Source organism: Hymenobacter coalescens (genome assembly GCF_054783195.1).
This window is the reverse complement of record NZ_BAAGRA010000003.1, coordinates 55,565-82,480: the sequence shown is the minus strand read 5'-3', so window position 1 is coordinate 82,480 and position 26,916 is coordinate 55,565. Positions and strand designations below refer to the sequence as shown.

The following is a 26,916-nucleotide window of genomic DNA, read 5'->3' as shown; positions in this document are numbered from 1 at the left end:
CTTCCGGCCACCGGGGCAGCGTCGCCTCCCTGCTTCAGAGCAAGTAGTGTACCTTGCAGGGTGCCGCCGTCGCCCCGCCGCCGGCCATTCTTTTTTCCCTATCTATTTCGCTGCCAGCGTTGCTTGCCGTGGCCCATACGCTTCCCGACGCCGTTCCCCCCGACGTATTGTTGCCGGCGCTGCTCGAGCTGTCCATCAGCGGGGTGGTGTGCTACGCGCCCCTGACCGACGCGGATGGGCGAATCGTGGATTTTGCGTTTGCCTACCTGAATCCCACGGCCCAGCGCCTGCTGGGCCTGCCCGCCCAGCCCGCGACGACGTACCGGGAGGTCTTTCCGGAACTGCCACCGTTTGCGGCTTTTGCGTTTCACTGCGAGGCGTACACCTCGGAAGAGCCGCGTCATTTCGAGCTGAACTACCAGGGCCCCGACCACGATGCGTACTGCCGCGTCAGCGGCCGGCGCCTGGGCCACCTGTTGCTGGTCAGCTTTACCTTCAGCCAGGAGCAAGACCGCAGCGTGGTGGAAGCCGCCCTGCGCCAGAGCCAGGCCCGCGCCCGCGCGGATCGGGAACGGGCCGAGGCACAGCGCGCGGAGTTGACGGCCATCTTCGAGCAGGCGCCCGCCGCCATTGCCATCTTCGAGGGCCCCGACCACATCATCAAACTCGCAAACCAGGCCCACCTGGAGCTCTGGGGCAAAACCGCGGCGGACGTGCTCGACAAGCCCTTGTTTGAAGCGCTGCCCGAAGCCAAAGGCATCGGCTACGAGGAGCTGCTGGCGGGGGTACTGCACACCGGGGAGCCGTATGTGGCCAAGGAGTTGTCGGCCAGCCTGACACGCCACGGGCAGCGGGCGCCGGTGTATTTTGATTTCGTGTACCAGCCCTGGCGCAACGTGCACGGCGCGGTGACGGGCGTGATTGTGGTGGCCACCGAGATAACCCAGCAGGTAGCGGCCCGGCAGCAGGCCGTGGCTTTGCAGGCCGAAGTGCTGGCGGCCGCCGAGCGCCGGGCGGAGGAGCGCGAGACCTTTTACCAGGTATTCGAGCAAACCCCGGCCAGCATCGTGCTGCTGCGCGGGCCCGAACACCGGGTGGAGTACCACAACGAGGCGTACCAGCAACTGTTTCCCGGCCGCCGGATGCTGGGCCGAACCATTGCCGAGATTCAGCCCGACGCTGCCCAGCAAGGCTTCCTGGCCCTGCTCGACCGCGTGTACCAGACCGGCGAAACCTTTTTCGGGCGGGAAATGCGGCTCGGCATCGATCAGCCCGACGGCGCCCAGCGGGAATCCTACTTTAACTTCACGTACCAGGCCTACCGCGAAAACGGGCAGATAAGGGGCATCTCCGTGTTTGCCTACGACGTGACCGAACAGGCCCTGGCCCGCCAAGACCGCGAGGCGCAGCAGCGCAAGTTCTACACCCTGTTTGAGCAGGCGCCCACCGGCATCTGCATCCTGGCCGGCCCGGAGCTGGTGTTTGAATTCGTCAACCCCGGCTACCACATGCTGGTGCCGGGCCGCGAGTTGCTGGGGCGGCCGATTTTTGAGGCCCTGCCCGAAATCGAGGCTACTCCCGTCGCCGCTATACTGCGTAGCGTGTACGCCAGCGGGCAAACGCGCGAGGAGCAGGCCTTGCTCATACCCGTAGCCCGGCCCACCGATGGGGTGCTGGAGGACCGCTACTTCACCTTCGTGTACCAGGCGCGCCGCGACGAGCACGGCCGGGTGGACGGCATTTTGGCGTTCGTGTTCGAGGTGACGGCGCAGCAGCAGGCCATTGCCGCCGTGCGCGAAAGCGAAGCCCGGTTCCGCATCATGGCCGACGCGGCGCCCAACCAGGTGTGGGCCGTGAACCCGGATTCGACCATTCGTTACGCCAATCAGGCTTTCCTGGACTTTGTGGGCACCAGCCTGGACCAGTACGTGGCCACGGGCTGGGCGCCATACCTGCCAGCCGACGAGCTGGACCACGCCCAACGCACCCTGACGGAGGCCATCCGCACCCGTTCGCTGTACCGGCTGGAGCACCGCATGCGCCGCCACGACGGCGAGTACCGCTGGTTGCTGGCGCAGGGGGCACCCAGCTTTTACCCCAACGGCGACCTGTACGGCTACGTGGGCTCGGCCATCGACATCACCGAGCTCAAGCAGGCCAACGAGCAACTGCGGCGCACCAACCAGGACCTGGACAACTTCGTGTACGCTGCCTCCCACGACCTGAAGCAGCCCGTCAACAACCTCACCAGCCTGTTCGACGAGCTGCGCCGCGGCACCACCTTTGCCGACCCCGCCGAGGAACAGCTGCTGGTGCCCATGGTGCAGGAGGCCTTGCAGCAGCTGAGCAATACCATCGACGACCTGGCCGCCCTGGGCCAGGCGCAGCAGCTGAGCCAGGCCCCCGCCGAGCTCGTTTCGCTGGCCGAACTCACAGAAGAAGTCGTTGGCACCCTCGAGCCGCAGGTGCAGGCGGCCCGGGCCTGCATCACCACCGACTTTGCGGCGTGCTCGGCGTTGTCCTTCGCTCGCGCCAACCTGCGCACCATCCTGCTCAACCTGCTGGGCAACTCGCTGAAGTACGCCGATCCGCTGCGGCCGGCCCGCATCCACGTCGCGGTGTGGGTGGACCAGGGCCAGCCCGTGCTGGAAGTCCAAGACAACGGCCTGGGCTTCGACGCGGCGAAGTATGGCGCGGAGCTGTTTCACCTCTTCCGGCGGCTGCACACGCACACGGCGGGCACCGGGGTGGGGCTGTACCTGGTGAAACGCATCGTGGAAGCCAGCGGCGGCGGCGTGGAGGTAGCCAGCCAGCCGGGCGCGGGTGCCACGTTCCGCATTCGGCTGGGCACGTCCTAGCCACGTGACAGCGCGGCCAGCCGCCGCGGCCTTTCACCGGCTGCGGCTGGCCGCGGAGCAAGTCCCCGGCCGGACCGGATTGTTCCCGCTCTTCCCTGGCCATGTGCCGCCCAACGCCGGGGCCGCAAGCCTGCGGCCATCGTAAGCCGCGGCTGGTTTGTGCCCTTTGCGACCCAAGCCTTTCTCACGCAACACGACTGGCGCCTCCAACCAGCAGCGCCCCAGGCGCACGCCCCGTGAGAGGGTGCTGCTTTTGCAAATTTCCACCGGGGCTGCGGCGGGCGCTTGCGACCATGCAACCGGCTGCTGCGAACCGCTGCTGCTGCCGGAAACCATAATTGCCGGTAAAAGCGCCGGTCTCGGCGCAACCACCCGGGCCCGCCCTAAAAGCAGCCAAGCTCAACTGCCTGCCGCGTGCACGCCACGCAACGGACACGTGTAAATACATAAGTAAATAGTATTAATATGTTGATTTATATTAATTTACCGCTTCAACTAATAACCCAGTGCTTATGCCGGATTTCGTACTGCTGCGCTTGCAACGGCAGGCTCTCCCCTTCGATGGACTTCGGCGTAAGGCGTGGCGGGCCGCCGCCGCGCTGCTGCTGCTGCTGGCTGCCGGGCTGTGCGCGGGGCTCTCCGCCGCGCGGGCGCAGGCCCCGCCCGTGGCGTACCGCGGCCCGATTGAAATTACCCGGGGCGGCACCTACACCGGTAATTTCCGCAGCTTGGATCCGAACGTGCCCTGCGTGAAGGTGCGCACTGCCGACTCCGTGGTGCTGGTGAACTGCGTCTTCGCCGGGTTCGGGCCACTGGTGTACGCCGACAGCACGGCCCACCACATCACGGTGCGCAATTGCCGGGGTTACGGCTTGGCCCCCACGGCCGACAACCAACACCGCGGGCGCTTCCTGACGGTCATGAACGCGCGTTCCATCCGGGTGGAAAACAATTATCTGGAGCACACGAGCGGCATTTTTCTGCAGAATTGGTCCGGCAACGGCACGGCGGCCAATACGCTGACCGTGGTGGGCAACAAGGTGAAGAACATCGACGGCCGTTACCGCAACGGCGGCGGCGGCGCGGTCAGCTTTTTGTTTCTTAACGAGGTGCGCGGCTTAGTCGGCGCCGAAGTGGCGTGGAACCAGATCGTCAACGACCCCGACTCCAGCTTCGTGGAGGACAACATCAACTTTTACAACTCCGGCGGCACCCCCACCAGCGCCGTGCTGGTGCACGATAACTACATCTACGGCGGGTTTCCGCCCGACGACCCGACGACCCAGGACCATACCGGCTCGGGCATTATCTGCGACGGGAGCGACTCCACGGCGGCCGGCGCCACCCAGTACATCGTGGCCGAACACAACGTGGTGGTGTGCACCAGCAACGCGGGAATGAACATCGCCGCCGGCCACCACATCACTTACCGTCACAACCGCATCGTGAACAGCGGCTCGGCGCGCATTCGCGGGGTGACGGTGCCCTTGCGCGCCCCCTACTCGGGCTTATCGGCGTGGCTGAACGACTCCTCCCAAGCCGCTTTTTTCGGCAACCACACGGTCGAGGGAAACATTATCGGCTACATGAACTACGGCGGCTACCGCCGCGACGTAGACGTGGACAGCACCAACCGGCACCAAGTCGACCCGGCCTTGCAAATTGCACTGCCCGACCCCATCACCCTGCAGACCGAGGCCAACGAATGGGCCTTGTGGGTGCAGCGCCTGGACCGCATGGCCCGGAAAATAGGCCCGGACACCACCAACCCTACCTTCTACCGGGCCGTGAATCTGCACGGCGCGGCCCTGCCCGCGTTGGATGGGCATCCGTGGGAAAGCGGCGAGGCCCCGAACTTTGCCCTGCTCGGGCCCGTCGGCACCAACGGCAGCGTAGCTTTTAGCCCGCGTGTGTGCGCCGCGCGCGAGTCGGTGCTGCGCTCCCGGGTGAAGGGCAGTACCGTGACCTGCGTGCTCACCCACGTCCCTAACGGACAGTACACCGTGTGGTTTTACACGTGGGCCGAGGATGCCGGCCGGATCTACTCCGCGAAGGTCAACGGCGTCTTGGCGGCGGCCCGCACCGAAAGCGGATCAGCAGGAACGTGGTACCGGCGCGTAGCCCGCAACATCTCCGTGCGCGACAACCGCATCAAGCTCACCACGTCGGGCGGTATTTGCGTCGCCGGCATCGAGGCCTACGCCATCACGGCCGCGCCGCAGGATACCGCCGGTACCGTTTCCCGGCCCACGCTCCTATCGCCCGCGGACGGACCGGCCGTCCTGCCGCCCGTGGTGTACCCCAACCCGGCGGATGCCACCGTGGTGCTAGAGGCCCCGGCTGCCACGCAAGCCTTCCTGTACGACGGGCGGGGAATACTCGTGCGTCGCTTTGCGGTGACGTCGGCGCAACAGCCGCTGGACGTGCGCAGCTTGCCGGCGGGCTTTTACCACCTGCGGCTGCTGAACGCCGACAAGCCGGTGGGCAGTTGCCGCGTGCTCATCCAGCACTGACTCCATTGGTGAAGCACCGCCCCCCGCGAACAGCCGGAAACGCCCAGCACGGAGCCAGCCAGGATTTCTCATCCGAATTGCAGCGCGTCGGCGTGGGCACCCCTGAGTCCTTACGGCTTCCTCGACGACCGGCACCAGCTGTTCCGCTCCGTCACGATCAGCGCCTCCGAGCGCGAGGCGGCCTGCGCCACGACGCGGTCGAGTCCACCATTCCCACTCGACCGACACGTGCGGCTTTACGGAAGTCAACGTTGGTTACGCTTTGACCCGGACGCGCCCTTCGCCGTCCAATGGGGCCCCAAACCGAGTCGTCCGTTTAGCTCTTGTGCCAAACTTTTACCCACAACCCTCGGGTGAAGCAGCTGTTTGCACGTCCCTGTACCCCATGCCCGCCGAGCAAGTGGGGCCAAGACTTCAGCAATAGCCACCCCGTTTTCGCGGCGTTCTTTTTCGGAATGAATAACAGACGAGGGGGCACTAAGCTGAGCCGTTCGCCACGCTCATTCGTTGCCGAAATGCTGCTGCCAGGCCTGCTGCAGCCGCAAGTCACTCAACTGCGGGTCGACCAGGCCCGGCGCGCCGACGCACCAGCTGCCGCACAGGGCGCCGTATTGCAGGCACTCCTGCAGGGATTTTTGCCGCAGAAAGCCGTGCAGGAAGCCGGCAAAGAAGTTGTCCCCGGCCCCGTTGCTGTCCACCACGGCGGGCGCGGGCACGGCGGCCTGCTCCAGCCACTGGCCCGCGGCGGTGAGCAGCGTAGCCCCCGCCGCGCCGTGGGTGCACACCACCAGGCGCTTGCCCGCCGTGCGCAGCCGCTCCATCACGAGCCGGTAGTCGGGCAGGCTGTCGGAGCTCAGGTGCACGTACTGCGCGGCGTCGATAAAGGGCTGGTGGTAGGGGTTCTGGCCGTCGTAGTCGTGCAGATCGGTCCAGATGGGGCGGGGGTAGCCGCGCAGCAGCGGAATAAAGTGCTGGCAGTAGGAAATAATGTTCAGCACCACGCAGCGGCTGCTGCGGATGAGGCCGGCTACCTCGGCGTGGTCAAACGCCAGCGCGGGCGAGGATTGGGTAACGAACAGGGAAATGCGCCGGCCCCGGGCGTCCATCAGGTTGATGTGCCGCTCGGTACCGGCCGGGTCCAGCACGTAACGGGCCGTTACACCCTGCGCCCGTAAATCGGCGACGATGTGGCGGCCGTAGGCATCGTCGCCCACGGCCGAATAGAGCGTTGCGGGCACGCCCAGCTTGGTTAGAGCCAGCGCTTTGCCGGCGCCGGTAGAGCCGGTGCCCTCGTGAAAAGGCGCCCGGTGGATGGTCTGCGGCTGCGGGGCCGGCAGCTCGGGCAGGGTCACGATGTGGTCGAAGGTAGTGCCTCCTAAAATGAGCGTGTGGGCCACGGAAAGCAGGAAAAACAGCGGGTGCCGGGGTGACGGCGTTTATTGCAGCTCCCAGACCAGGGTGGTGTAGGCGGGCACGGTGGCCGTTTGCAGATCGGGTACGGGGGCGTCCGTCAGCACGTCGCGGGCCGAGGTGTAGCCGTGCAGGCGTTCGGCAAAGCGGCGCAGCGGCACCGTTTTCGCGGCCGGGTTGCAGTTCATCATCACCAGCACCGTGTGGCCCTGGGCATCGTGGCGGAAGTAGGTGTACACGCCGTCTTCGGGCACGTAGTGGGTGAGCCGGCCGGTGTGCAGCACGGGGTGGGTTTTGCGGTAGTTAGCCAGCTTGCGCACGTACGCGTGCATCTCCTGCTGCGCCGGGGTGCGGCCGGCCGCCGTGAAGGCGTTCTGCGGGTCGCCGGGGAACCCACCGGGGAAGTCTTCGCGCAGCAAACCGTCGGGGCGGCTGAAGTTCTTCATGAGCACCTCGGTGCCGTAGTAGAGCTGCGGAATGCCGCGCTCGGTGAGCAGCCAGGCCACGGCCATCTTCTGCTTGCGCAGGTCCTCGCCCAGCACCGAAAACACCCGGTCGACGTCGTGGTTGTCGAGGAAAATGACGTTGCGGGTGGCGTCCTCGTACATCCAGTCGCCCTGCACGGCGTAGTAGAGCTTGCTGACGCCTTCGGCGAAGCCCGCCGGCTTGGTCAGGCTTTCCAGCAGGGCCTGGCGCAGGATAAAATCGATGGCGCCCGGCAGGTTGCTCTTGAAGCCGTTGACCGGCGGAAACACGTTGCGGGTCCAGAATGCCTGCTGGGCCACGCCTTCGGCCTCCTGCATCCAGGTTTCGCCGAACATGCCCAGCTGCGGGTATTCCGCCAGGATGGCCTGGCCCCACTGCATCAGAAACTTGGGGTCGGAGTACGTGTAGGTATCCACGCGGTAGCCGTCGACGCCGGTGTATTCCACCCACCACAGGAAGTTCTGGATCAGGTAGGTAGCCACCAGCGGGTTTTCCTGGGCCGGGTCGGGCATGGTCGTGTCAAACCACGTATTGCTGAACAGCTGGCGGTCCAGCGCCGCCACGTGCGGGTCGTTCACGGTGCCGTTGCGGTAGTTGCCGCGCGTGAAGGTGGACCACTGGTGAAACCAGTCCTTGGCGGGCTGGTCGAGCCAGAGGTGGTGGTAGGAGCCCACGTGGTTGAGCACCACGTCGTGAATGACCTTCAGGCCCTGCTGGTGGGCGCGCTCCACGAAGCGCACGTAGTCCTCGTTCGTGCCGTAGTGCGGGTCCACGGCGTAGTAGTCGGTCAGGGCGTAGCCGTGGTAGCCGGCCCTGGGCATGTTGTTGTCGACCACCGGCGTGGGCCAGATGGCCGTCACGCCGAGCTCCTTCAAGTAGCCGAAGTGCTGCTCGATGCCCCGCAGGTCGCCGCCGTGGCGGGCGTACATCGAGTCGCGGGCCACGCCGGGGGCGCGGTTGCCCTTCACCACGTCGTTCTTGGGGTCGCCGTTGGCGAAGCGGTCGGGCATGAGCAGGTAGATCAGGTCGGCGCTGCTGATGCCTTGCACCTTGCTCTTGTCGCCGGGCGTGGTGCGGGCCCGCAGCTCGTAGGCGTGGGTGATTTTGCGCGGGCCCCGGAATTCCAGCTGCAGCTTCCCGGGCTTGGCGGCGGGGCTGATCGTGAGGTTCACGAGCAGGTAATTCGGGCTTTCCAAGCGCTGAAAACCGTCGAGCGTGACGCCGGGGTAGCGGGCCAGCGTGACCTGGCTGGTGGCCAGGCCGGGCCCGTGCACGAGCAGCTGCAGCTTGGGATTTTTCATGCCCACCCACCAAAAGGTGGGGTCAACGCGGCTGATGGCCGCCGCGGTGCCGGTGGGTATCGGCGCGGCAAAGCAGAGGGGGCCGGTCCATAGCAGCAGCACAACGGCCAGCCAGAATTTGCAACTGTTCATGCAGGGAGGGGAAGGATTGAGTCGGCAAACCTACCAGCCCCGGCCGGCCTGGTCGCCCCACTTTCCCACGTGGCCTGCTCCAACAAGTACCGTGTTATAGCAAGCTATCCACCAGCGCGTTATTGATGTGTGCACTAGTCCCGCTTTCGAAAAGTGGCACGTTAGGCGTCTCGGTTAGGGGTGGGCGGCACCTTCTCAAACCACTCCCAGGCAGCCAACCGGCGACGGACTAACCGGCGGCGTCCAGGCTGTGCTGATGTTCGCGCGGGGTCTGGCCGGTTTGCTTTTTGAAGGCCCGGTTGAACGCGGTTTTGGAGTTGAAGCCGACTTCCAGCGCCAGGCTGAGCATGGTAAACCGTTGGGCATCGGGTTCGCGCATGCGGCGCTTGAAGGCCTCCACCCGGTAGCCGTTGATATAATCGAAGAAGCTCTGCCCAAACCCGTCGTTGATGATCCGCGAGAGTACGTGCGGGGGGAGCTGCAGCCCGGCGGCCAGCGCATTCAGCGTCAGGTCGGGGTCGAGGTAGGGTTGCTGCGCCTGCATGTAGCGGCGCACGGTTTCCAGCAGGGCCTCCGTTTCGGCAGAGGCTGCCGGTGTCGGACGTACTGCTGTAGCGGGAGCCGGTTCGGTTGCCGCGGCGGGCACGGCCGGCAAGTCTTCGGCTTCGGTGACCAAAGCAGGCGCCGTGGCGGGGGCGGCTGGCGCCGTGGGCTCCTTCGGCAGCACCGGCGCCACTTTAAACACCTCCGGCTGGTGAATGGCCATGTAGCCCAGAAAGTAGGGAATGGTGGAACATACCAGCCATATCAGATCCACGTTGCGGTCGGCCAAGGTGTAGACATCGAAGGCCAGCACCCGGCTCACCAGCACGGCCCCGAACAAAAACGTCCACAGCCCGAGGCACACGGCCTGGATGCCAAGCACGGTGCTCAGGTAGGTCAGGTTCTGCTCGGCGGCCACGCTGGCTTGGTAAGCGCGGGTATAAGCCCGCAGCATGCGCCGGCAGGCCAGCCAGTAGCCCACGTTACAGCCCAGCGCCACCAGCCCGGCGCTGAGCAGCACCACCCGCAGCAGCGCGTCGTGGCTCACCAGCTTAAGTTGGAACTCGTAGCCATCGAGCAGAAAATAGGGCAGGTACACCAGCAGCTGCAGCCCGGCCGGGATGAAGTGATACGCCCGCCGCTGCCAGTCGATGCGGACCTCGAAGAGTAAGCTGCGGAGGTAGAAGTAAAACAGCGGCCCGTACAGAAACCAGATCAGATCGGGCACGAGCTGTAGGGTGGGAAAGGCATTGGCCACGTCGCGGTAGCTGCTCACGACTTTGAGCAGCGTGAATGCCGCTCCGAGGGCCAGCAAAGCGAGCAGCCAGCGGTTGGCCACCCGGTTGGCTTGCTGGATGCTGGGAATGGCCACCACTAGCAGCACGCCCTGAAAGCAGGAGAAAAGCAGCAGCAGGTCGTAGAGCGAATAGAACTGAAAAGTGCCGCTTAAGTCTTCCCAACTGCGGACGCGCACCTCGATGTTACCTGCCCGGGCCGTGGCGCGGCCGACGAGGCGGTTGGCCCGCACGTCGCCGTGGGCGTCGCCTTCCACCGAGGCCCAGCTGCCCCGGCTCACTTTGTACTCCAGCTCGGGTAAGCTCGACGGCACCGTGGCCAGGTACGTGCCGTCGGCCTGACGGCGAAACCGGTAACGGGCATCGGCTGGTCGCCAGTTGTTAAACGAGCCCACCAGGTACAGCGTGGCATCCTGCGGGGTGTTGGCCGGCAGAGAGGTCAGTACAAACCGGTAACTCACGAGCGCCGAGGCCGGGGGCGCTGGGGGCACTGCTGCACGCGACGGGCGCGCAGCAGACGGGGCCTCTGGGTTACGAAGCTGAGCCCGGCTACCATGGGCCAACAGGAAAATCAAGAAGGAAAGCAATACACGCGTCAACGCGGGCCCCTTCAGCACCGGAGTAAACATTGCGTCAATGTTACTTATTTATCGAGCAGGTGTACGCGCGTCTCTTCCGAGAAATGAAACGACCGTGGATCCGGGGCTCGTTGGCAGGGGGCCTCAACTGGGTGACGTGAAAAGGCGACGCCACGCCCGGCTACAACCTGCTAGCCCCGGGTTCTGCACCAGCCACGACAGATTGGTTGAACCATCCCAACTTATTGTATCGTCCTGAAAACGCCGACAAGTTGGCCTTGGCATAGCTTTCCATTCCAGTGCTAGCGCCCCTGCATGCTTGCCAAGCTACGGCTTCATCCGAACCGCCGTGTTTGCTGATGCCCTTCACCCCTAAACTAAACGCTAAGCCCCGTAGGGGCCGCAATGATGCGGCCGTCTTCCATCTCAATGATGCGGTGGGTACGGGCGGCAAAGTCCGGGTCGTGGGTGACGATGAGCAGGGCTTGGTGGTAGGTTTCGGCCAGCTCCCGAAACAGCTCGAACACCACCTCGCCGTTTTTCTTGTCGAGGTTGCCGGTGGGCTCGTCGCCCATGATGAGGAGCGGGTCGTTGATCAGGGCCCGGGCAATGGCCACGCGCTGCTTCTGCCCGCCCGAGAGCTGGTGCGGCTTTTTCAGGGCCTCGTCGGCAATGCCCAGAATGCGCAGCTTTTCGTAGGCGCGGTGCTCCAGCTCCGGGGCCGGGAGGCGGCCCAGCTTCTGGCCGGGCAGCATCACGTTGCGCAGCACCGAAAACTCGTTGAGTAAGTAGTGAAACTGGAACACAAAGCCGATTTTTTCGTTGCGCACCCGCGCCAGCTCGGCTTCGGATTTGCCGCCCAGCACCGCCCCGTCGAGCAGCAGCGTGCCTTCGTAGGCGGTATCCATGGTGGAGAGGATGTAGAGCAGCGTGGACTTGCCGCAGCCCGACTTGCCCACCACGGACGCAAACTCGCCGCGGCCGAGCGCAAAGCTGATGTCGCGCAGCACCTGCACCCGCACCGGGTCGGCGAAGTACTTCGTGATGCCGCGGGCTTCGAGGACGGGCGTCTCCATGTTACTTGCCGCGAATGATGATGACCGGGTCGATGCGGCTGGCCTTGCGGGCCGGGAAGTAGCCCGCCAGAAAGGTGGTCAGCAGCGCGAAGCTGCCCGCAATGACGTAGAACAGCGGGTTGTAGTCAATCGGGTAGGTGTGCACGGCCGGCAGCGAGGCCGGGTTGAAGGGCAGCTGCCCGATCAGCAGCGAGAGGCCCAACCCGCTCAGCAGCCCCAGCCCGCCGCCGAACACCCCGATGGACAGGGCCACCAGGATGAACACGCGCTGCACGTCGCGGCCCGCAAACCCGACGGCCTTAAGAATAGCAATGGTATCCATCTTCTCGTAAATCATCATGTTCAGGATGTTGTAGATGCCGAAGCCGGCCACCACCAGCAGGGTGACGCCCACGGCGTAGGAAATCAGGGTGCGGATAAACGTGCCGGTTTCAAACTCCGCGTTGGCCGTCTGGATGTCCATGGCCTGTGCCCCGTACAGCTGCCGGTACTCGCGGGCCACGGCCGGGGCCTGGGCCAGGTCGTGGAGTTTCACCTGGATGTCGGTAACGTAGGTACTCGACTCGCCCAGCAACTTCTGCGCGGTAGCCAGGGAGGTGTAGCTCTGCACCTTGTCGATGTCGAGCAGCCCCGACTGAAACAGCCCCACCACCTTGAGCTGCACCCGCTCGCCCCGGGTGGTGGTCAGCTGCACCACGTCGCCCACGCCCACCAGCATCAGGTCGGCGGCGCCCTTGCCCAGCACGATGCTGTTGGGCACGGTTTGCAGATCGAGGTAGTTGCCGGCCACCACGTAGTCGCGGAAGGCGAACAGGGACGCCTCCTGCGCCACTTCTACGCCGCTGACGGTGCCGTTGAGCGTGAGCGTGCCCACGTTGTAGAACACCTGCGTCTGCACCTTCGGGGCCACGCCCAGCACCCTCGCATCGCGGCGGATGGCGGCCAGCACGGCGGCGCTGTTGCGGATGCGCGGCAGCTCGTAGCGCGGCTTGATGGAGCGGATGAAGTTGTGCTGCCGGCGGCCCGGGGTGGCGCGGTCGACGGGCTGCCGGGCGGCGGGCTGCAACTCGTGGTAGAGGCGCACGTGGGGCGTGCGGTTGAGCACCAGCCCGTCGAGCAGCTTGTTCAGGCCCGACATGAAGCTGAGCAGGGCCACGAACATGGTGATGCTGAACGTGACGCCGATGGCAGCCACCAGCGTCTGCCGCCCCCGCGCCCGCAGCAGGGCCACGGCTACCTCCACCAGCAGCGGCGCGCTCATGGGGCGGGCACGGTCAGCTCGTCGTCGGGCCCGAGGCCGCCGAGGATTTCCACCATCTGGTAATCCCGCAGGCCGGTGCGCACCCGCCGCGGCTGCCCGTCGCGGCCGAGCACGGTAGAGTCGTTGACCAAGGCCCGGCGCGGCACCAGCAGGGCCCGGGCCTTGGTGCGCAGCACGATGCTAGCCTCGAAGCTCAGCAGCGGGTAGAGCACCGGTGGCTGGCGCCCGAAGGCGGCCTCCACCACGAAGGTTTTGCTGCTGGCGTTCATCAGCGGCACCACCCGCGTCACGCGCGCCGGAAATACCTGGTCGGGGTAGCTGTCGAGGGTGAGCAGCACCCGCTGGCCGGGGCGCACGCGCACGATGTCGGCCTCGTCGACCTGCATTTCCAGCACGAAGCGGCGGGCTTCGCCGAGCAGGGCCAGCGGCGTCTGCGGGCTCACGGCCTCGCCCTGCCGCGGGTACAGCTTGTAAACCACGCCCCGCACCCGGCTGCGCAGCACGAAGTCGCTGGCCTGCTGCCGGGCAATGCGTAGGTTGGTGCGCGCCTGCCGGGCCTGAAAGTCCAGCTTCTGCTGCAGGGTGCGGTAGCGGGCCACCGCCGCCGCGTAGGCCGTGCGGGCGCTGGCGTGGGCCAGCTCGCGCTGCTCCAGCCCCTGCCGCGTGCCGATGGCCTGTGCCCAGAGCCGGCGCTGGCGCGCGAGCTGCTCCTGCTCGTGCTGCAGGGTGCGGCGCTGAAGGTCGATTTGTTCCCGGGCCTCGCGGAGCTGGTCCTGGTTGGCGGCCACGTCGGCGTAGCGGGCGGCCAGGGCGGCATTTTGCTCGGCCAGCTGCGGCACGTCGCCGGCAATGGCCAGCAGGGGCGTGCCCACCTGCACGGAGTCGCCCTCGCGCACGTACACCTCCCTGACCACGCCGCCCACACTGGCAAAGGCCTGGTATTGCCCGGCGCTTTTGACGGTACCGGCCGCGTATACGCACTCGGAAATGGGGGCTACCACCGGCCGGATGCGCTCGGCTTTGCGCTGGCAGCCGCCCAGCAGCAGGGTCGCCGCCAGCAGGCAGCCAAGCCGGGCAGCCAGCGCGCAGCTCCGGTCCTGCCGTTCGGGGCTGGCCCCGCCCCTGGCCGGTGGCGCAGCGGCTCGGTGTTGGGTGTGGTTATGATAAACGAGCATCGGCAGGTGGACGCAGGTAAAAAACAACGAAAAACCGCGGGCTACTCGTCCGCGTGGCCCAGGGTTAAGGTATGTGCTATTTTGGCAACGTTCAGGCGGCGGGCCGAAGCATCGAAGATGCGACGGCAGGACCCGCCCTGGGCATAAAGCAGCTCGCGGGCGCCGCTTTCCACCACGCGGCCTTGCTCAGCACGTAGGCCACATCGGCGCCGATAATTTGGGCCAGCGAGTGAGGTATGATGACCACGGTGCGGCCCCGCTTGAGCGCGTCGAGCGGGGCTGCGGGCTGGTCGAGGCAGATGACAGGCAAGTCTTTCAGAAACAGCCGGGCAATGTGCTGCTGTCCGTCCGAAAGCTGCTGGGCCTCGGTCTGGTGCTGCTGGGGCAAAACGGCGCCGACGCCGAGCAACAGCGGGAGCCCGGCCCGGAGTCCCTGCTCTGCGTCGTGCTGCTGCTGCGCCCGGTCGACAGTATGACATTTACCCGGGCCGTGAGCGTGCCTCGGAGCGTGAGCCTGCGGTTACGGCGGTACGCATAGGACGCCGTGCCGTCGGACAGCGGGGCGGTTGGCGGCACGCGCTGGCGGCAACCGGAGCGGCTTACCAGCCGCTCCGGTTGCCGCGTGGCCTCGTTGCGGCCCTGCAGTAGCAATTGCATCATTTAAAGCAAGACACATACTTTGATCGAAGCGGTAAATAGGGCCGTGCAGCCCAGCTACATCACCGGCCAGCCCGGCCACGGACAAATCCGTTTTCGGTCTCAGGCTGCCCCCGCCCCCTTTGGGCTTGCGCGCCAACCCCAGCAAAACCTAGCTGGGCCGCTAGTCCGGCGCACCTTGCCGGGTGGCCAGTACCAGCGCACGGAGGCTACTCGGGCAGGTGGAAAGCAAACGAGCGGAGCCAACTCGGCCTAGTCACTTGGTGCAAGCGCGCTGTTACGAGGGGGGCGTGCATAATTCATGGGGTTGCCGGGTTTGATCCACCGGGGCCAAGAAGCACCCGCCAGGTCGCAAAAGCCATGAGCAACGCCACGCTATTTCATGACTTATATCAATAATAGCTAACAGCATGACCACTGCTCACCGGCTCAATGCATACGTCGCAGGCGCTCTGGTATGGCATGGCATCAGCTAGCCCCCCGCAAGACGCTTTGGCAAGGCGACATCATGCACTTAGCCAACAGCTGCATCCAGGTTGAGTGCCGCTCCTCTAGTGGGGCGTTGAGGGCATTCCGCTGCTGCTTTTTCTGCTGGCGCTTGAGGTAGCCGTGCACCAGCATGTGGTGTTCCAGTACCTCTCTGCTCCGGCCAAAGTACGGCCCTGCCGTGTTCCACGTGCTGCATGCTTTGGTGCGTAGCAGTCAGCGTATCGGAGGTATCGGCATTGCTACGGTGCGTAGATTACAGTAGCTCGGGGGCATGCAATGTACACGGTGCGGCAGCGAGCCGAGCTGCAAAAACGGGCTGATGCGGGGCAAGCAGCGGTATCGGTGCGTGGCCTGCGGCTACAACTATACGGGTGGGACGGGCGTGGCCCATGCGGACGAGAAACGGCAGCTGGCGCTCAAGCTGTACTTGGAGGGCATGGGCTTGCGGGCCATCGGGTGGGTGCGGGACGTGTCCAACGTGACGGTGTTGCGCTGGATGCGCGCCTACGGGCAGCGCGCCCAGCAGCAGGCGGCCGAGGCCCCCGCCCAGGCCGTGCGCATCGCCGAAGTGGGCGAATTGCACAGCTACATGGGGCAGAAAAAAACGCCTGCTGGGTCTAGCTAGCTGTATAGTCCCAAAGTGTGGTGGTGTACCTTTTGATGCTACTTACCGCACGGCCCTATGGCACAAGTACTCCACGGCAGCGCCCGCACAACGCAGGCAGTACGGCGCGCTATCCAGCGTAGTCAGGAAAGCTTACAAAGCCTAGCGCAGCGCCATGGCATCGCCCCCAAGACGGTGGCCAAGTGGCGCAAACGCACCAGCACGCAGGACGCGCCGATGGGCCCTAAGCCCGCTTCGACGGTGCTCAGCCCCGAAGAGGAAGCGGCCGCCGTGGCGTTTCGACAGCACACGCAATTGCCGTTGGACGACGGCCTCTACGCGCTGCAAGCCGGCATTCCGCGGCTGACCCGTTCAGCCCTGCACCGCTTGTTCCAACGCCACGGCATCAGCCGCTTGCCGCCGAGCGTAGACGGCAAGAGCCCGGCCAAAAAGAAGTTCAAGCACTACCCTATCGGCTACCTGCACGTGGACTTTGCCGAGGTGCACACCGAGCAGGGACGTGTCTACTTGTTCGTGGCCATCGACCGCACCAGCAAGGTGGCCTTTGCCGAGTTGCATCCGCGCGCCACGCGGGCGCTGGCCGCCGCGTTCCTGCGCCGCGTGCTGCAGGTCTTGCCTTACAAAGCCCACACGGTGCTCACCGACAACGGTGTGCAATTCACCCTGCAAGCCCATCAGTGGTTTCCCGGCGGGCACAGCTTTGACCGCATTTGCGAGGAATTCGGCGTGGAGCACCGCCTCACCAAGCCGGCTCACCCGTGGACCAACGGCCAGGTCGAATGCATGAACCGCACCCTAAAAGAAGCCACGGTGCTACGCTACCACTACGAGACGACCGAGCAGCTCAACGAGCACCTGCAGGCCTTTCTGCTGGCCCACAACCACGCCAAGCGCCTCAAGACCTTACGAGGCCTCACCCCGCACGAGTTCATCTGCGCTCATCACCAGAAAAACTCGGCTATCTTCAGCCGTGACCCGACCCAGCTCACCCTGGGACTATACACCTAGTCAACAAACATAGGTAGCCTAGCCAGTTCTAGTACCTGCACGGCGGGGCATGTTTTGCCGGACTGAACAAGGCGAAGCATCCTACCAGTTGGTATAGCTAGGCTGACTAACTCATTCTATGATTAGCTCTTCTCCTGACTCCTCCCCAACCCGTAGCCGCCGCTTAGCTTAAATATGCAGCAAGCACCTCAGGCACGCATAGCCAAATGCAACCGTTGGCAGAAAATAAAAAACCCTCTCAGCGCGATACCAAGAGGGTTTTGTGATTCCGCTGGGATTCGAACCCAGGACCCATACATTAAAAGTGTATTGCTCTACCAGCTGAGCTACAGAATCCTTTCCTTTGTATTTCGACCACCCACTGTGGGCGATTGTGGCACAAAAGTAGTAGGACGAATATTTAATGCCAAACATTACGGCAAAAAAAATTGCGCTTTTCTGGCTGTTTACGGGGATTATCGGTCAAGTTGTTCTGGCTCAAACTCCTTCAACAGCCGTAGCTAAAGCCGACTCCCTGTTTGCTGCCGGCCGGCCAGAGCAGGCCTACCACCATTACCAGGAGATGCTGCGCCACCGGCTCGTGAGCCGACAAGCGCTGTTGCGCATGGCGGCGTTGCAGGAAAGCCGCGACCAGTATCCGGCTGCGCTGTACTACCTGAATCTGTACCAGCAGTATTACCCCAGCCCGGCGGTTTGGCGCAAGATGACGGAATTAGCGGCTTCACACCGGCTAACCGGATACCCGGATACGTGGCGTCAGCAGCTGGCCCTGACGCTGCGCCGGTATTACCCTCCCGTGTTGCAGGCGCTGCTGGCCATAGCCGTGGCCGCCGGCACGCTGCTGCTGGCGCGCCGGCGCGGCGCGGCGCGGGGTTGGTGGCTGGCGTATGGTATTTACCTGCTGGTTGTCGGGGCGTTTCTGAACGTGCTGGCTCCTTCGCCGGTGGGTTTGGTATGCCGTCCCCGCGCCGTACTGATGACCGCCCCCAGCGCGGCGGCCAACTGGTTGACAACGGCTGCAGCCGGCGACCGATTGCTGGTACAGGGACGTCAGGACATCTGGTACCAAGTACTTTGGCGCGGACGCACGGCTTACATCCGCCAACGCGACCTGCTGGTCGTTGAGTAGGATGCGCCTACCGCACAGGCGAGTCCTTTTCCTTACGAAATTCGTTTAGCACCAGCCGATCCATGATGCTCGCCGGCAACCACTTATTCAGGAAAACCGTGAGCTTGCCCTTACCCGTCAGCACCAGGGTGGGACGCCGCTGCTGCACGGCTCGCAGAATGTGACGGGCCACTTCCTCGCTCGACATCATGGCGCTTTCGTCGCGGGGCGATTCCCCTTGAGCAGAGCCGTCGGCGGCCAGCGCCGTATTGCGGATGTTGGAAGCCGTGAAGCCGGGGCAGGCAGTCAGTACGTGTACGCCTTGGGGTTGCAGCTCGGTGCGCAGCGTCTCCAGAAAACCGTTCATGGCAAACTTAGACGCGGAGTAACCCGTGCGCCCGGGTAGGCCACGGTAGCCGGCAATGCTGGAAATACCGACGACGCTGCCGCGACAGCTCAGCAGGTGCGGCAGCGCAAATTTGGTGGTGTACACCGTACCGAAAAAGTTGGTTTGCATCAACTGACGGATGACATCCAAGGAGGCCTCGGCAAACAGGGCCCGCATGGAGATACCCGCGTTGTTGATCAGCACGTCGAGGCGCCCGAAGGCCTGCACCGTTTCTTCCACGGCGCGGCGGCAATCCGCCTCCTCCCCTACATCTGCTCGGATGGCCAGGGCCTGAATTCCTTGTGCTTCCAGTTGGGCCTGTGTCTGCTGCAAGCGGGCGGTGTCGCGGCCGGTAAAGGCGACGCGGGCGCCGGCCTGGCCAAAAACCAAGGCGCACGCCTGCCCGATGCCTGAGGTGCCGCCGGTGATTAGAACCACTTTGTTCTGCATGATACGAACGCGAAAATACCGCGGCCACCGCCGCGGGGTCGACGCAAAGCTACGGGCTTTTCGAGCACTGCTTTTACCACGCTTCGTCCCGGGCTGTGCGGCTGGCCGGGCAACTAACGGGCGCCAGAAAAGTTGGATTGTCACTGTGCAGCTTTGGATTTAGTCGCTACATTTAAGGCGGTGAAATCCCCACCCTCTTCGACTATTTTATGAGGAAGCCTTTACGTTTAGGGCGCTTTGCGTCAATATTTCTGGGAATAGCCTGCTGGTTTTCAGCGCAAATCGCCGCTGCCCAATGCCCGGCCGCCACCAGCAATTGCACCCCTGGCTCCGCCCCAGCCTCGTCCTTCCCGTTTGCCATGGGCATTCTGAATGTGACTTTGGGCAGCCTCAACAACACCTCCGCGGGGGTAGCCGACGGCTACCGCGACTATTCCTGTACGGTGGGCACGGCCCTAACCATCGGGCAGAGTTATACTCTGCAGGTGCAAACCGGCGCCGGCGCTGATGAGGCCGTGCGCGTGTGGCTGGACTTAAACAACGACGGGCAGTTCAACCCCGCGGCGCAGGGCAGCGGAGGCGAGTTGATCTTCAGCTCATCCGGGCGTGGTATCCAGACAGGTACCGTCCGCATCAATGCGGGGGCGGTGACGGGCGTCCCGCTGCGCCTGCGGGTGGCAGCCGACTACGTCAACGTGCCGGTGCCCACGCCGTGCTCGACGCCGCAATACTCGCAGACGGAAGACTACCGCGTGACCCTTTCGGCATCCACCACCGCCCCGGTAGTGGGGTTTGTGGCCGACCAAACGACCACCTGCTCGGGCTGCGTGCAGTTCACCGACCAGAGCCAGAACGGCCCGACCAGCTGGTTGTGGGACTTTGGCGACGGCACCACCTCCACCCAGCAGAACCCGCGCAAGTGCTACACCACCGCTGGAACCTTCACCGTGGCGCTGACGGCCACGAACACGGCCGGCTCGAACAGCAGCACCCGCACCAACTACGTTACCTACAACAACCAGGTACCGGTGGCCGCTAGCTGTACGCCCGCCACTACTGCCTACTGCTGCGGCTACGGCATTACGCAGGTGCAATTGGGGCCGCTAACCAATGCCTCCACGGACGGCATTGGGGGCTACCAGGACTTCACTTGCAGCGGGCGGGTGTCGTTGATAGAAGGCAACCGGTACTCGGTATCGGTGCAAACCGGTGTTAACAACCAGGACACGCGCATCTGGCTGGACGCCAACAACGACGGGCAATTTGCGGCCAGTGAGCTGCTGTTGCAGGTGCTTAACCATGCTTCCCCGGCCACGGGCTCGTTTCAGCTCCCGGCGACGGTCGTCAAGAATACGCCGCTGCGCCTGCGCGTGGTGTCGGATTTTGTCGGCTCCACGTTCACGGCCTGCGGCGGCATTCAGTTCGGGCAGGCCGAAGACTACACCGTAACGGTACTGCCCAACACCCTGCCGCCCACGCCCGACTTTACCTCCAACTACGCCACCACTTGCACCAACCCGGTGCAGTTTACGGACCTGAGCCAGAACGCCCCGACGAGCTGGCTGTGGAACTTCGGCGACGGCACTACCTCTACCCAACAAAACCCCACGCACACCTACACCCGCTCCGGCGTGTACGACGTGACGTTAACTGTAACCAATAACTTCGGCAACCAGTCGGGCACCAAACGCTCGTACATCGCCTTGACGGTGCCGTGCGTGTCCTACTGCGCTTCCACGGGCACTACCCAGAACTCCTGGATTACGTCGGTGCAGGTGAGCGGCGGCTCGCTGGCCACGCCCTTCGTCAACAATTCCGTGGCCGATCCGAATGGCTACGGCAACTACACCCGCCGCACCGTGGACCTGCGCATGGGCGTGGCTTACACCCTGAGCGTGGCCACCGGCAACAACTTCACCCGCTCGACCAACGCCTGGATTGACTACAACCGCAACGGCGCGTTTGAAACGTCGGAACTGGTGGTGGCGGGCACTTCGGCGTCCACGTGGTCCAGCTCGTTCACGGTTCCCAATACACCCAGCGCGGTGGGCTTTACGCGCATGCGCGTGATGGCGCGTCTGAGCTCCAATACGCCCTCCCCCTGCGTGCAAAACCAACTGAACGCCGAAACCGAGGATTACTCCGTGAACATCGTCAACCCGAACGCAACGGCGGGTACGCGGGACCTACCAGGCCTCGAGGTTTTCCCCAACCCCACGCCCGATGGCCGGTTGCAGCTGCAGCTACCCGTTGCCGGCAGCTACGAGGTGACCGTGGAAAACCTGCTCGGCGCGGTGTTGCGGCGCCAGCCCCTACGCCTGGCAGCCGCAGCCCCGGCCACGCTGGACCTGGGCGCGCTGCCCCAGGGCGTGTACGTGTTGCGCCTCACGGGTCCGAACGGCGCGCAAGCCACCCGTCGCATCGTGCGTCAATAATTCCACCGCTGATCAGCCCCGGCGCGTTGCGCGCCGGGGCTGCGCTTCTTTTGCCCTTCTCCTTTCATCCTTTTTTATGTTAAAACTTTTATCCCGTCTGGGGGCATTGCTAGCTTTACTAGTGCTGTTTGGGCCGCAAACCGCCCAGGCTACGCACTTGCTGGGCGGCGAGATGAACTACCGGTACATTGGGGTGAACGGCCCGTCGGCGGCGCCGTTTACGTACGAGGTTACGGTCATTCTGTATATCAACAAGGACAGCCCCGTCACGCCCAACGGCCAAGGCCCGACGTCCATCAACGTCAACTTCTACAACAAGTCGCAGGCCGGCGCGCGCATCAACCTGACGAGCGTCAACAGCCCGCGGGCGCAGGGCGGTGCGCTGAACATTTTGCGCACCAGCACCGCCCTCATCACCCCGCCCACGCCCGGCGGCTGCTCCATTCCGGGCGGCAACGTGCCCGTCACGCTGGCCAAGTACATTCTCACGGTAAACCTGCCCGTGTCCTTCGACGGCTACTATGCCACGTACACCGAAGGGGCGCGCAACGTCGACATTACCAACATCCTGAACCCGGGCGGCACCAACATGACGCTGTACACGGAAATGGCGCCTCCGCTGATTCCGAACGCCTCGCCGACTTTCTCGGATACGGCCGTGGTCGTGATTTGCCAGGGCGATACGAGCGTGGTCATCAACAACGCTTTCGACGCTAACGGTGACCGGTTGATTTACACCTTCGGAGCACCTTATCAGGGCGTGCCCAGCACGCTGAGCTTTACGCCGCCCCCGGCGCCGGTCACGTACGCGACCAGCCCGGTGGTGCACAGCCTCGCCCAGCCATTTGGGCCCGGCGGCTTTGCGAGCCTCAACGCCAGCACCGGCATTGCGCGCTACGCGGCCCCGGCTACCGCCAACGGCAAGTATGTAGTGGCCGTGGACGTGAAAGAGTACCGGCGCATCAACAATGTGGAGGTACTGGTGGGCACTACCCGCCGCGATATTCAGTTGGTGGCCCGTCCCTGTACGCCCAACATCAGCCCGCAGTTTACGGCCGCCACGCGCGCGCAACGCACCTTTACGGTGGAAGAAGGCCAGACCCTGAGCTTCGGGATTGCGGCCACGGATGCGGACGGCAACTCCATTAACCTGCGCGCCAACAGCGGCTTGCTCGACGGCCCGGGTAACTTCAACGCCACTTTCGCCGGCCAGGCCGGCACGGTGTTACCCGGACAGGGCACCGGCACCGTCACGGTGACGGGCGCCGGCGGCAGCGCCAGCGGGCAGTTTGTCTTTACTCCGCGCTGCGGCGATGCGCGCCCCACCCCCTACGACGTAGCCGTAACAGCCACCGACGTAGCCTGCGGCGCCAAAACGGTGGCCGAGGTATTCCAGATCTTCGTGGTGCGGACGCCGGCTCCCACGTCGTTGGCCGGCGACAGCGTCATCTGCGACGCGGCCCAGCTGCGCACCTACACGGCGGCGGGCCCAGCCCCGGCCGGCGGCTACAGCTGGAGCGTACGCGGCGGCAGCATCCAAGGCGCCACCAATGGGGCTTCCATCCAGGTGCAGTGGAGCACCACCGGGCAAGGTCGCGTCACGGTGCGCAATGTGTCTCCTTTCGGGTGCCAGAGCGACTCGGTGAGCCGCGCCGTGAACCTGCGTCCGACCAGCACGCTGGCCGTTTCGGCGTCGTCGCCTGCCATTTGTGCGGGCCAATCCACCACGCTCACAGCTACGGGGGGCACCACCTACACCTGGACGGGCGGGGGCGGCGCCCCCGTTATCGGTTCAAGCATCACCGTCACGCCCACGCAAACCACTACCTATTCGGTTACGTCGGGCGACGGGGTGTGCAACGCGACCCGGCAGATTACGGTGACCGTCAATCCGGTAGCACAAGCCAGTGCCGGCGCCGATCAGACTATTTGCTCCGGTGCCACCACCACCATCGGCGCAGCAGCTGCCGCAGGCTACACGTACCAGTGGAGCCCGGCCACGGGCCTGAGCAGTGCCACCGCCGCCCAACCCACCGTCTCGCTCACGACGGGCAGCACCGCCCTGGTACAGCAGTACATCGTGACGGCCACCACAGCCAGCGGCTGCGTAGCCCGCGACACCGTGCGGGTGCGGGTGAACCCGGCCGCCACGGCCCGCGCCGGCACCGACCGCGCCATCTGCTCGGGTGAAACCACCCAGATCGGCGACGCGACTTCGGCAGTGGCTGGCAGCTCCTACCAGTGGAGCCCGGCCACGGGCCTGAGCAGCGCCACCGCCCTGACGCCTACCGTGAGCGTGACCAACAACGGTAACGCCCCGATCAACATCGACTACATCCTGACCGTCACCACCGACCAGGGCTGCAGCAAAGCGGATACCGTGCGCGTCACCGTCAACCCGGCCGCGAATGCCCTGGTGGGTACAACTCAAACGGTATGCTCCGGCCAGTCGACGCAGATTGGCGCGGCAGCGCTGGCGGGCTACACCTACCAGTGGAGCCCGGCCACGGGCCTGAGCAGCGCCACCGCCGCCCAGCCCACCGTCACGTTGACCAACAACACCGCTGCCCCGCAAACCTTCACCTACGTGCTGACGGTTCGCAACGCCCAGGGCTGCCCGGACCGGGACTCGGTGCGCGTCACCGTCAACCCGGCCGCTGATGCCCGCGCCGGCGCTGATCAGACGGCTTGCTCGGGCACGGCTACGCAGATTGGCGCGGCGGCACTGACGGGCTACACCTACCAGTGGAGCCCGGCCACGGGCCTGAGCAGCGCCACCGCCGCCCAGCCCACCGTCACGCTGACGAACTCCAGTACCACGGCCCCGCTAACCCAACAGTACATCGTGACGGTGCTCAACAGCTTCGGCTGCCAGGACCGCGACACGGTAGTGGTGACCATCAACCCGGCCGTAGTGGCCACGGCCGGCACCAACCGCACCGTGTGCTCCGGCGAGGCTACCACCCTGGGCGCGGCGGCACTGGCGGGCTACACCTACCAGTGGAGCCCGGCCACGGGCCTGAGCAGCGCTACGGCCGCTCAACCGGTGTTCAACCAGACGCTGGCTCCCGGCTCGGCCTCGCAGACGCTCACTTACACGCTCACCGCCATCACGCGGGAAGGGTGCTCAGCTACCAGCCAGGTTGTCATTACCCTGAACCCTGCCGCCCAGGCCAACGCCGGCACCGACGCCGCTATCTGCTCGGGTAAATCCACGCGCCTAGGCGCAGCGTCACTGACGGGCTACACCTACCAGTGGAGCCCGGCCACGGGCCTGAGCAGCGCCACCGCCGCCCAGCCCACCGTCACGCTGACGAACTCCAGTACCACGGCCCCGCAAACCTTCACCTACGTGCTGACGGCGCGCACCAGCCAAGGCTGTTCGCTCAACGATACGGTGGTGGTGCGGGTGAATCCGCGCCCCGCAACCGACAGCATTCAGGGCACCGCCTCGGTCTGCCCCACGGTGCAGGGCGTGGCCTACTCCGTTCGCAACCCGCGCGGGGCCGCTTACCAGTGGCTTGTCAACGGGGGCACCGTGGCCAGTGGCCAGGGCACGGCCTCCATCACCGTTAACTGGGGCGCGGCCAGCGCTGCGGCGTACGTGCAAGCTTTCCGCCTTGACCCCGCCACGGGCTGCTCATCCGACACGGTTACCTTCCCGGTACGCATCAACCAGGTGCTGCTGACGCAGAAGCCCAGCGGCCCGCTGCGCGTCTGCCAAGCCGACGGTCCGTACACGTACCAGACCCAGCTGACGGCCGGCTCGACCTACGGCTGGCAGATCATCGGCGGCACGCAGGTGAGCACCAACCAGTCGGCGGTGGTGGTGAACTGGACGCGTCCGGGCATCGGCAAGATTGTGGTGACGGAATCCAGCAACCCGGCCGGTGGCCGCTGCCTGGGTACCTCCGATACGCTCTATGTGACGGTGCTGCCTTCGCCGGCCGCCCTGACCATCAACGGCCCGGCCCGTCTCTGCGCCGGCACCGCGCCCACCTTCTCGGTACCGTCCTTGATCAACCCGACGTACCAGTGGACGCTGAATACGAACGTGCTGCCCGGTGTCACCACCAGCGCTGTCACGCTGCCGGTACTGGCGCCCGGCCAGTACACGCTGTCGGCGGTGGCGACCAGCAGCGGCGGCTGCACCAGCCCCGTAGCCACGCGCACCTTCACCGTTGATCCGCTGCCGGTGGCGCCCGCCGTCGCCGGTCCGCGCACCGTGTGTCCTGAGGGCCTGAACGGTGTGGCTTACTCCATCAGCAATGCCACCAGCACCAGCACCTACCAGTGGACGGTTACGGGCGGCACCATTGCCAGCGGCCAGAACACGGGGAGCATCACGGTGAACTTTGCGGCTGGCTCTGCGGCCCGCAGCGTGGTCGTTACCGAAACGTCGCAGTTTGGCTGCGCCGGCCCGGCTACCACCGTTACCCTGCCGCTCGACAACGCCACGGTGGCGCTGAACACGGCCTCGGTCAACCTCACGGATGACCGCAAAATCACGGTGGCCCTGAACGTAGCGGACCGCGCCAACAACGCCAACCAAGTGCGCATTCTGCGGCGCAACGCCGGCAGCACGGCCGCCTTCACGCAGGTGGGCACGGTGGCCAACTCCGCCGCCACCTACGACGACGCCACCGTGGATGCCGACGCTACGGCTTACGAATACCGCCTGGAGCTGCTCAACAGCTGCGGCGCGGTCCTCAGCAGCACCAACCACACCACGGTGCGCCTGGAAGTGACGGGCGTGCAGCCCGGCACGGGCCGGGCCCAGGACCAAGTTTCGCTCCGTTGGAATGCCTACCAGGGCTTCGCGGTGCAGCGCTACGAGGTTTACCGCAAGGCCGATGGCGGCGCGGAGGAGCTGGTGCAAACCGTACCGGCCACCGCCGCCGCTGATTACACCGTCAGCTTCGCGACCAGTGCCGCCGGCTTCGACCAGAAGTACCGCATCAAGGCGGTGGGTGCCACCCAGGTTTCGTACTCCAACGAGGCGGGCCGGGCCTTCGAAAACGCGCTGGAATTCTTCAACGTGTTCACCCCGAACGGCGACGGCCTGAACGAAACGCTCACCATCAAGAACGTGGAGCTCTACCCCGGCAACACCATGGCCATCTACAACCGCTGGGGCAAGCAGGTGTACCAGACGCGCAACTACCGCAACACGTGGAACGGGGAAACCCAGCCCAGCGGCAACTACTACTTCATGTTCACCGAGGCCTCGGGCAAGGTGACCAAGGGGTGGTTTGAAATCGTGCGGTAAAAGATCCTCACGTTGCTGATTTTCCTAAAAAGCCGCCCGGTTTCGCCGGGCGGCTTTTTTTGTGTACCGCGGCTGGCAGCGCCGTTCGGACTGCAAACCGGACATGCCCACCCACCTTGCGGCCTCCCTCTGTAACAAGTTCTTTTGGCTCTCAACAGGCTTAATTATCCTTTGCCTGACTGTCAGCTTGTAAACCATGACGAGCCGAAGGTTAATGGCCTTTAGCCTTCCGGGTATTTTGGTGGGCTAAGGATAGGTCGTGGCGCTGAGCGCGCCGCCACGTCGGGCCTGCCCTCGGCGCGACGATTCGGTCAGCATCATAGCGCCTTCACGGCCTATCTTTGCACCCGTGAATCCAGT

General features: G+C 64.9%; 15 protein-coding genes and 1 tRNA gene. 7 read left to right on the top strand and 9 right to left on the bottom strand.

The genetic code is table 11. The features are described 5' to 3' along the window. The first annotated feature begins 128 nt into the window (after positions 1-128). On the top strand, positions 129-2,858 hold the full coding sequence (locus tag ACYVKQ_RS02520; protein WP_460575285.1) for a PAS domain-containing sensor histidine kinase: 2,730 nt from the start codon (positions 129-131) through the stop codon (positions 2,856-2,858). Between the two features lie 512 nt (positions 2,859-3,370). Next, entirely contained in the window at positions 3,371-5,371 is a 2,001-nt protein-coding gene (locus tag ACYVKQ_RS02515) for a T9SS type A sorting domain-containing protein (RefSeq protein ID WP_460575283.1), read from the top strand. 500 nt (positions 5,372-5,871) lie between these two features. Here the strand turns inward: ACYVKQ_RS02515 and ACYVKQ_RS02510 are convergent, their stop codons facing one another. The 7 genes from ACYVKQ_RS02510 to ACYVKQ_RS02480 form a co-directional block, all read right to left on the bottom strand. Next, positions 5,872-6,768, bottom strand: a complete 897-nt coding sequence (locus tag ACYVKQ_RS02510; RefSeq protein WP_460575282.1) for a carbohydrate kinase family protein — start codon at positions 6,766-6,768, stop codon at positions 5,872-5,874. 39 nt (positions 6,769-6,807) lie between these two features. Beyond that, entirely contained in the window at positions 6,808-8,700 is a 1,893-nt protein-coding gene (locus ACYVKQ_RS02505) for a glycoside hydrolase family 13 protein (RefSeq protein ID WP_460575280.1), read from the bottom strand. 229 nt (positions 8,701-8,929) lie between these two features. Beyond that, positions 8,930-10,498, bottom strand: a complete 1,569-nt coding sequence (locus ACYVKQ_RS02500) for a helix-turn-helix domain-containing protein (RefSeq protein WP_460575278.1) — start codon at positions 10,496-10,498, stop codon at positions 8,930-8,932. A gap of 494 nt (positions 10,499-10,992) precedes the next feature. Then, complete coding sequence (locus ACYVKQ_RS02495; protein ID WP_460575276.1) at positions 10,993-11,691, bottom strand: ABC transporter ATP-binding protein; 699 nt, start codon at positions 11,689-11,691, stop codon at positions 10,993-10,995. A gap of 1 nt (position 11,692) precedes the next feature. Continuing rightward, positions 11,693-12,952 (bottom strand): ABC transporter permease, encoded by a 1,260-nt coding sequence (locus tag ACYVKQ_RS02490; RefSeq protein ID WP_460575274.1) that lies wholly within the window; start codon positions 12,950-12,952, stop codon positions 11,693-11,695. Further along, entirely contained in the window at positions 12,949-14,127 is a 1,179-nt protein-coding gene (locus ACYVKQ_RS02485) for an efflux RND transporter periplasmic adaptor subunit (protein WP_460575272.1), read from the bottom strand. The genes ACYVKQ_RS02490 and ACYVKQ_RS02485 overlap by 4 nt, the downstream gene beginning before the upstream one ends. Positions 14,128-14,218: 91 nt before the next feature. Then, positions 14,219-14,515 carry a hypothetical protein gene (locus tag ACYVKQ_RS02480; protein ID WP_460575270.1) on the bottom strand — a complete coding sequence of 99 codons (297 nt, stop codon included), beginning with the start codon at positions 14,513-14,515 and terminating at the stop codon, positions 14,219-14,221. A gap of 1,029 nt (positions 14,516-15,544) precedes the next feature. On the opposite strand from ACYVKQ_RS02480, the gene ACYVKQ_RS02475 reads away from it, so the two are divergent. Both ACYVKQ_RS02475 and ACYVKQ_RS02470 read left to right on the top strand, forming a co-directional pair. Next, positions 15,545-15,898, top strand: a complete 354-nt coding sequence (locus tag ACYVKQ_RS02475) for an IS1/IS1595 family N-terminal zinc-binding domain-containing protein (protein ID WP_460575268.1) — start codon at positions 15,545-15,547, stop codon at positions 15,896-15,898. A gap of 57 nt (positions 15,899-15,955) precedes the next feature. Then, positions 15,956-16,906, top strand: a complete 951-nt coding sequence (locus ACYVKQ_RS02470) for an IS481 family transposase (protein WP_460575266.1) — start codon at positions 15,956-15,958, stop codon at positions 16,904-16,906. Between the two features lie 263 nt (positions 16,907-17,169). Here ACYVKQ_RS02470 and ACYVKQ_RS02465 read toward each other — a convergent pair. Next, positions 17,170-17,242, bottom strand: a tRNA-Lys gene (locus tag ACYVKQ_RS02465). A gap of 226 nt (positions 17,243-17,468) precedes the next feature. Here ACYVKQ_RS02465 and ACYVKQ_RS02460 point away from each other — a divergent pair. Next, positions 17,469-18,035, top strand: coding sequence for a hypothetical protein (locus tag ACYVKQ_RS02460; protein ID WP_460575264.1), 567 nt, complete (start codon positions 17,469-17,471; stop codon positions 18,033-18,035). A 7-nt stretch (positions 18,036-18,042) separates the two neighbouring features. On the opposite strand, the gene ACYVKQ_RS02455 is transcribed toward ACYVKQ_RS02460, so the two are convergent. Beyond that, positions 18,043-18,852: an SDR family oxidoreductase gene (locus ACYVKQ_RS02455; RefSeq protein ID WP_460575262.1), complete on the bottom strand. Its 810-nt coding sequence runs from the start codon at positions 18,850-18,852 to the stop codon at positions 18,043-18,045. A 359-nt stretch (positions 18,853-19,211) separates the two neighbouring features. On the opposite strand from ACYVKQ_RS02455, the gene ACYVKQ_RS02450 reads away from it, so the two are divergent. Together ACYVKQ_RS02450 and ACYVKQ_RS02445 are read left to right on the top strand one after the other, a co-directional pair. Further along, positions 19,212-21,287, top strand: a complete 2,076-nt coding sequence (locus ACYVKQ_RS02450; RefSeq protein WP_460575260.1) for a GEVED domain-containing protein — start codon at positions 19,212-19,214, stop codon at positions 21,285-21,287. Between the two features lie 76 nt (positions 21,288-21,363). Next, a complete protein-coding gene (locus tag ACYVKQ_RS02445) occupies positions 21,364-26,556 on the top strand; it encodes a T9SS type B sorting domain-containing protein (protein WP_460575258.1) in 5,193 nt (1,730 codons plus the stop codon). Positions 26,557-26,916 lie beyond the last annotated feature (360 nt).

Excerpts from the sequence above, each read along its gene's own strand:
- ACYVKQ_RS02455 (WP_460575262.1), bottom strand. The coding sequence starts at position 18,852 with ATGCAGAACAAAGTGGTTCTAATCACCGGCGGCACCTCAGGCATCGGG.
- ACYVKQ_RS02505 (WP_460575280.1), bottom strand. The coding sequence starts at position 8,700 with ATGAACAGTTGCAAATTCTGGCTGGCCGTTGTGCTGCTGCTATGGACC.
- ACYVKQ_RS02470 (WP_460575266.1), top strand. The coding sequence starts at position 15,956 with ATGGCACAAGTACTCCACGGCAGCGCCCGCACAACGCAGGCAGTACGG.
- ACYVKQ_RS02450 (WP_460575260.1), top strand. The coding sequence starts at position 19,212 with ATGGGCATTCTGAATGTGACTTTGGGCAGCCTCAACAACACCTCCGCG.
- ACYVKQ_RS02515 (WP_460575283.1), top strand. The coding sequence starts at position 3,371 with ATGCCGGATTTCGTACTGCTGCGCTTGCAACGGCAGGCTCTCCCCTTC.
- ACYVKQ_RS02495 (WP_460575276.1), bottom strand. The coding sequence starts at position 11,691 with ATGGAGACGCCCGTCCTCGAAGCCCGCGGCATCACGAAGTACTTCGCC.
- ACYVKQ_RS02460 (WP_460575264.1), top strand. The coding sequence starts at position 17,469 with ATGCTGCGCCACCGGCTCGTGAGCCGACAAGCGCTGTTGCGCATGGCG.
- ACYVKQ_RS02445 (WP_460575258.1), top strand. The coding sequence starts at position 21,364 with ATGTTAAAACTTTTATCCCGTCTGGGGGCATTGCTAGCTTTACTAGTG.
- ACYVKQ_RS02490 (WP_460575274.1), bottom strand. The coding sequence starts at position 12,952 with ATGAGCGCGCCGCTGCTGGTGGAGGTAGCCGTGGCCCTGCTGCGGGCG.
- ACYVKQ_RS02485 (WP_460575272.1), bottom strand. The coding sequence starts at position 14,127 with ATGCTCGTTTATCATAACCACACCCAACACCGAGCCGCTGCGCCACCG.
- ACYVKQ_RS02475 (WP_460575268.1), top strand. The coding sequence starts at position 15,545 with ATGCAATGTACACGGTGCGGCAGCGAGCCGAGCTGCAAAAACGGGCTG.